At 52.6% G+C, this 6,021-nt stretch carries 3 protein-coding genes; all 3 read left to right on the top strand.

The genetic code is table 11. From position 1 onward, the window contains the following. Positions 1 to 682 precede the first annotated feature (682 nt). The 3 genes from CR103_RS21460 to CR103_RS21470 all read left to right on the top strand — a co-directional run bounded on the left by CR103_RS21460 (position 683) and on the right by CR103_RS21470 (position 5,557). Complete coding sequence (locus CR103_RS21460; protein ID WP_099917928.1) at positions 683 to 2,806, top strand: cytochrome-c peroxidase; 2,124 nt, start codon at positions 683 to 685, stop codon at positions 2,804 to 2,806. Positions 2,807 to 3,057: 251 nt separating this feature from the next. Continuing rightward, the gene (locus CR103_RS21465) at positions 3,058 to 4,860 is read left to right on the top strand and encodes a multicopper oxidase family protein (protein WP_099917929.1); all 1,803 of its coding nucleotides are present in this window, start codon (positions 3,058 to 3,060) and stop codon (positions 4,858 to 4,860) included. A gap of 70 nt (positions 4,861 to 4,930) precedes the next feature. Continuing rightward, positions 4,931 to 5,557 (top strand): SCO family protein, encoded by a 627-nt coding sequence (locus CR103_RS21470; protein WP_099917930.1) that lies wholly within the window; start codon positions 4,931 to 4,933, stop codon positions 5,555 to 5,557. The last annotated feature ends 464 nt before the right edge of the window (positions 5,558 to 6,021 follow it).

Below are 6,021 nucleotides of genomic sequence, written 5' to 3' on the forward strand. Positions count from 1 at the left end.
CCTTGTCGGTATCGGACAGTTGAGTCAAATCGGGACGGGGCGGCTTCGGTGGCATGGCGGGATGATGCGGCAAACCAGCATTGTTTACAACTGCTAATTGCGGGGTTTAGTGCGGCTGAATAGTTACATTTTGGATATATATTCGGTGAAAATATCTCTTGATAAATTTATAGGTAAACCCTATTTCGATTATCAGTTAATTAAATCATAGAACATCAGTCATAGTTTAAGTAAATCGTTTATGCTTATGTCTCGTTAGGTAAAGCATAAGTTTCTAGAGGTAATGATTGAGTTGTGTCCTTCTTTTGATTTTTTTGGCCGTGTGGAAAATTTTCCGAGAATATTTTGGGCGGCCAATATTTGTTCCTGTAAATTTTATTTTATGTGAAATGCAAATTAAGCAAGTTTAAAGGTTTCTGTTATTTCATTGAATATTGTCAAGCCACCTTTATTTCGATTCTCATCGCGGGCTTCAGCAGGCGTTGACAGGAGTTGTATGAGATAGGGTATTCGTCGAAGAAAATGACTTGATACAAGTATGAGGCAGGGTATTCGTCGAAGAAAATGACTTGATACAATTAAACAATTTTCTGCCTGGAAAATATATCAATGCCGAGTGCGGGCTACACCATTGATACCGTTTTCATGGCCATTCAAAAATTTGAAGCAATCGGAGAAACCCATGCGGTACACAATTATTGTGCAGCAAAAAAGCGCACTTCAGCAGTACACCATGCGTTGCAACACTAAGCGAGTACCGCTCTCCCGTGGCGAGCCGCTGTCCAAACAGCGTAACCTGATGCCGGACCGGCTGTACAAGCCACGGCGCCCTGCGCTGTTTGTTGCTATCCCGATTGGCATTGCCGGACTGCTCGGCCTTGGCGTTTATTCTTCGCTGGTGGCGCAAACCACCGAACCGCCACCCACGATTCCGTCACTCAAAACAGTCCCGGTACCCGGGCCTTCCGAAACAGAACTGGCTGCATTTGTGCGCGACAAGAAGGCGGCGATTCAGCTAGGAAAAGCCTTGTTCTGGGACGTGAAGGTCGGCAGCGACAACCGCACTGCGTGCGCCAGCTGTCACTTTCAGGCCGGCGCTGATAACCGTATTACCAACCAGCTTAGCCCTGGCCTGCTGGCCGGGGACCGTACCTTTCAGTTAGGCAGTCCCAACCACACTTTGAAGGTTACCGATTTCCCGCTGACCAAGCATTCAGCGGTTGACAACCGCGCCACGCGCATGAGCGACGTCAACGACATTGTCTCTTCTCAAGGGGTGTTGCGCTCCGACCTCGTTGGTCTTGGGACGATTGGCGCAACAGACCTCTGTAGTGCACTTTCAGATGCGGTCGGCAACAGCGGCTTCGGCTTTCACCGGGACGCTTTGAACACGCGCCGGGTCGAGCCGCGCAATGCGCCGACCGTCATCAACGCGGTCTTTAATTTTCGCAACTTCTGGGATGGCCGCGGCAATAATGTGTTCAATGGCGTCGACCCGTTCGGGATGCGTAATGTGAATGCACTGATCTGGCAGGAGCAAAACGGGTTGCTGCGGCAGGTTCCGGTCGCACTGCCGTCCTCGTCCTTGGCTTCACAAGCCTCGGGGCCACCTTCGAGCGCGATCGAAATGAGCTGCAATGGACGTCCGTTTTCGGCACTCGCCAAGAAGTTGCTGCCCTTGAAACCGTTGAGTACGCAGCAAATTGATCAACGTGACAGTGTGCTTAGCGGACTTTCAGACAATACGGCACGTGGCCAGACGACCTATCAGTCTCTGATCAAAGCAGCATTTCGGCCGGAATTTTGGCAGGCAACTACGCCGGTGACGCTATCGCCGGAGAGCCAGCAAAGTCCGGGCAACATGGATTTGGTGCGGCAACCCAAGCGTAATTACGAGAGCATGCAGGTCACTCAAATGGAGGCCAATTTCTCGTTATTTTTCAGTTTGGCGCTGCAAATGTACCAGGCAACGCTCGTGTCTGACAACGCTCCCTATGACCAGTTTGCAGAGGGGCTGAACAATGCACTAACGATGCAGCAGAAAAGCGGCCTGGCGATTTTTCGAGGTCAAGGCAAGTGCATTAATTGCCATACTGGCGCAGAAACGACCAATGCATCCTTTCAAAGCGTGGTTGCAAAACGACTGGAACGAATGATGATGAGCGATGCCGGCAAGGCTATTTACGATACCGGCTTCTACAACATTGGTGTGCGGCCGACTGCGGAAGACCTGGGTGTTGGCGGAGTCGATCCGTTCGGTTTTCCTTTGTCGGAAACACGGATGAGCCAGCTTGGGAAAACCAACCTGCTTGGGAACGGCTTCAATCCAGCGCTTTATCCGGCGGTGCAGCCTAACGAGCGACTGGCAGTTGACGGCGCATTCAAGACGCCGACGCTTCGCAACGTCGAACTGACCGGCCCTTATATGCATAACGGCGGCAAATCAACGCTAATGCAGGTAGTCGATTTCTATAACCGTGGCGGCGATTTTGCTCTGGAAAACAAGGTGAATGTGCCTCCGGACATTGCACCGCTAGGGCTTACTCAGTCGCAGAAGGACGATCTCGTGGCGTTTATGCTCGCGCTGACCGACGATCGGGTGAGGTTCAAAAAGGCACCGTTCGACCATCCTGCACTGTGCGTGCCGGTCGGTCACAAACAGGATGCTGCCGGCAAGCTGGTAGCAGAAGTTGGTAATGCGCTGCAAGCAGCAGATGCTTCCTACCAATGTCTGCCTGCGGTTGGTGCTACCGGCTCGGCAACGTCGTTAAAACCGTTTATGCAATTGAATCCCGCAAGCCGGTAATACCTAAGGGCTTGCCAATCAAGAAATGTGATTTTGGGCTGCCATAGCCGGCGCGTTGCTGCGTTGGGTGCCCCTTGCCGCGCCCGTACCACATGCTGTGACTACGTTGCACCGCATCCGGTTATGAAGTCAAAACGTCACATTTATCGTCGGACAAGTGCTTAGTCGCACCACGAGGCGAGCGCCATTGCTCGTAAAGGCAAGCCTTCGGGTTGTGCCTCCTACCCAAACTTGATGCAGAAAGATCGACCATGAACACCGAAAACATTACTCCGTCTGATGCAACCAACGCAGACCCCGCCGACACCGTGTCTGCAACAACGCTTGCCAATCCTCCTAGCCAACCTGATCAGGACAGCAACCGTCGCCATTTTCTGCGTGCCGGGGTCCTTGCAGCGGGAAGCGGCCTGTTTGCTACCGCGCTGGTGCGCCAGAATGCAAGCGCGGCGCCACCACCTCCCGATTTCTATCCCCCACCAAGTCCACCGGCGGCCCCATTTGCCATGCCTTTGCCGGTCTATGGTGCGAAGGCCACTTCGCGTGCCCTGTCACCATCACCGACGAAAATAGCGCAAGCTAACGAAGCCGGGCGTTTGCCGCATCAGCGTTGGGAACAGTTTCCGTCACTGAAACTGGTCGAAATCCGTATCAAGCAAGGATCGCACTCGTTTCATCCACAGTATCCAGTGCAAACCATTTGGGGCTTCGACGGCATTTGCCCGGGACCAACTTTGGTTGGGCGTTATGGCGAGCCACTGCTGGTGCGCTTCTATAACGACTTGCCCGCCAATTTGACAGGATTCGGGTCGCCTGAGATTTCCACGCACGCCCACAACTTGCATGATGGTTCAGAGAGCGACGGCTTTGCCGGCGATTACTTCAGTCCGACCAAATTCGGACCAACCTTGACGCGCCCTGGCATGTTCAAGGATCATCTCTATCCCATGATTTACGCTGGCTATGACCAGTATCCAGCAACGAAAGGCGATCCACGCGAAGCGCTGGGTTCGTGCTGGTACCACGATCACCGCATGGATTTCACATCAGGCAATGTTTATCGTGGCATGGCGGGTTCCTTCCTGCTATTTGACGAGATCGACTCTGGCAATGAAAAAGATCGGAACAGCAAGGCACTGCGCTTGCCAAGTGGTATTGGCACCTTTGACATTCCGCTGATAGTGGCGGACAAGCGTTTTGATGCGAACGGTATGCCCGTCTTTGATCAGTTTAATACTGACGGCTATATCGGCGACAAATTCTGTGTCAACGGCAAGATTCAGCCGTATTTCAAAGTGCAGCGGCGCAAATACCGCTTCCGAATCCTTAATGGCAGTACATCGCGCTTTTTCCAATTTTACTTGGTGTTGCAGAACACCGACCAAACTTTTACCTATATTGCCAACGATGGCAATCTGTTGCCGGCACCGCTGCAAATGAACCAGGTGCGCCTCGCACCAGCCGAACGGGCCGACATCGTGGTCGATTTTGCCAAATATCCATTGGGCAGCAGGCTTTTTCTTGTTGATCGTATTGAGCAGCTCGACGGCCGTGGACCACAAGATGGCCTTGTCTCCCCTGGCACACAGGTCCTGCGATTCGACGTCGATACTCAGCCGAGTATGGCGGACACTAGCGAGGTGCCGGCCACCTTGCGCGCACTGCCGCCGATCACCATGTCGGAAGTGGCGCAAAACCGCATCTGGACATTTGATCGTACCGTCAGCGGCTGGAGCATCAATGGCCAGTTATGGGATGTCGACAGGCCCGACGCCATTATAAAAAAAGGTACAGCCGAAGTCTGGACGCTGCGGGTAAGCGGCAATTGGTGGCATCCAATCCATATCCACCTCGAAGAATTCCAGATTCTGTCGCGCAACGGCGTAGCGCCGCCGCTGCATGAGCGCGGCCGCAAGGATGTGGTGGCGATCGGTCCAGGCGAAGAAGTGAAGATTTTCATGCGTTTTCGGGATTACACCGGCAAGTACATGATGCACTGCCATAACTCGATCCATGAGGACCACGCCATGATGATGCGCTGGGATGTCGTAGCGTGAGCAATCCCGTATTTGCTTTATTTTTTAAACCAACAACAAATTAACAGCTAAAGAAAATGGAGATAACACTATGAACATGAGACGCACGATGCTGGGCGGCTTGGGTGCCGCCGTGCTGGCCCCTCCTTTGGTCATGCACGCAACAGATCCCAAAGCTAAGCCTGTGCTGCCGGGTTCGCCCGCCATCCAGTCGCCAAGCGCATTAAGCCAGACTTACTTCCCAAACAGTATTTTTACCACCCATGAAGGCAGGAAAGTTCGCTTTTATGATGACCTCATCAAGGACAAGATTGTCATCATCAACATGCTGCTGATTACCTGCCGCGACGGGATCTGCCCGCTAATGACAGCCAATTTGCGTGCCGTGCAGGAAGCATTAGGTTCCCGGGTCGGCAAGGATATTTTCATGTATTCGATGACCATCAATCCTGAATACGATACCGACTTCATGCTCAAATCCTACGCCAAAGGTTTCGGTGTCGGGGAAGGCTGGTCGTTTTTGACGGGGCCAAAGGCGGATACGGAAGTCATTCGGCGTAAGCTGGGATTTTATAACCTGAATCCGGAAGTCGACAAAGATCCCAACCAGCATACCGGCATGGTCCGAATTGGAAATGACAAGCTTGATCGGTGGTGCGTGATGCCGGGAATGTTGTCGGCCAAACAGATTGCGTATGCTGTGCGCAATCTAGCGTAATTTGCACTCGTGGCACGTTCATGAATGGGTGATTTTCGGCGCGACCGATTTTTTGCTGACACAGTTGCCGCGCAGCTCGAGTTGCATTTTTCTGCACCGCAACAGCCATTTTTTAGAAGCTTGACAGTTTTTTATAAAAACAAAAACGCCAACTTAGCTGACTGGCGTTTTTGCTAGAATTCATCTTGATGGCCAGGGCGACATCGAATCATCGGTACAGTCCCTGGAACGTCAATGTACGTATGGCGTGACCAGCGCGCGGTGTTTTCGGTCTGGCAGCCCGACGCGGTTGGGAAGGGTAACACTGGTGCGTCGCGGAGGTCGTTCAGGTAACAGCTGCGTATTCCGGCGAACGTGACCGCTCATTCCGGCGAACGTGACCGCTGCGCATGAGATGGCGTTACGCGGTCAAATTCTAATGCCTGCGGTCACGATGGGTCGATATTTTTCTCCTTTTTAGCGCT

This window comes from Massilia psychrophila (assembly GCF_002760665.1).
Lineage (GTDB): Bacteria > Pseudomonadota > Gammaproteobacteria > Burkholderiales > Burkholderiaceae_D > JAFCUW01.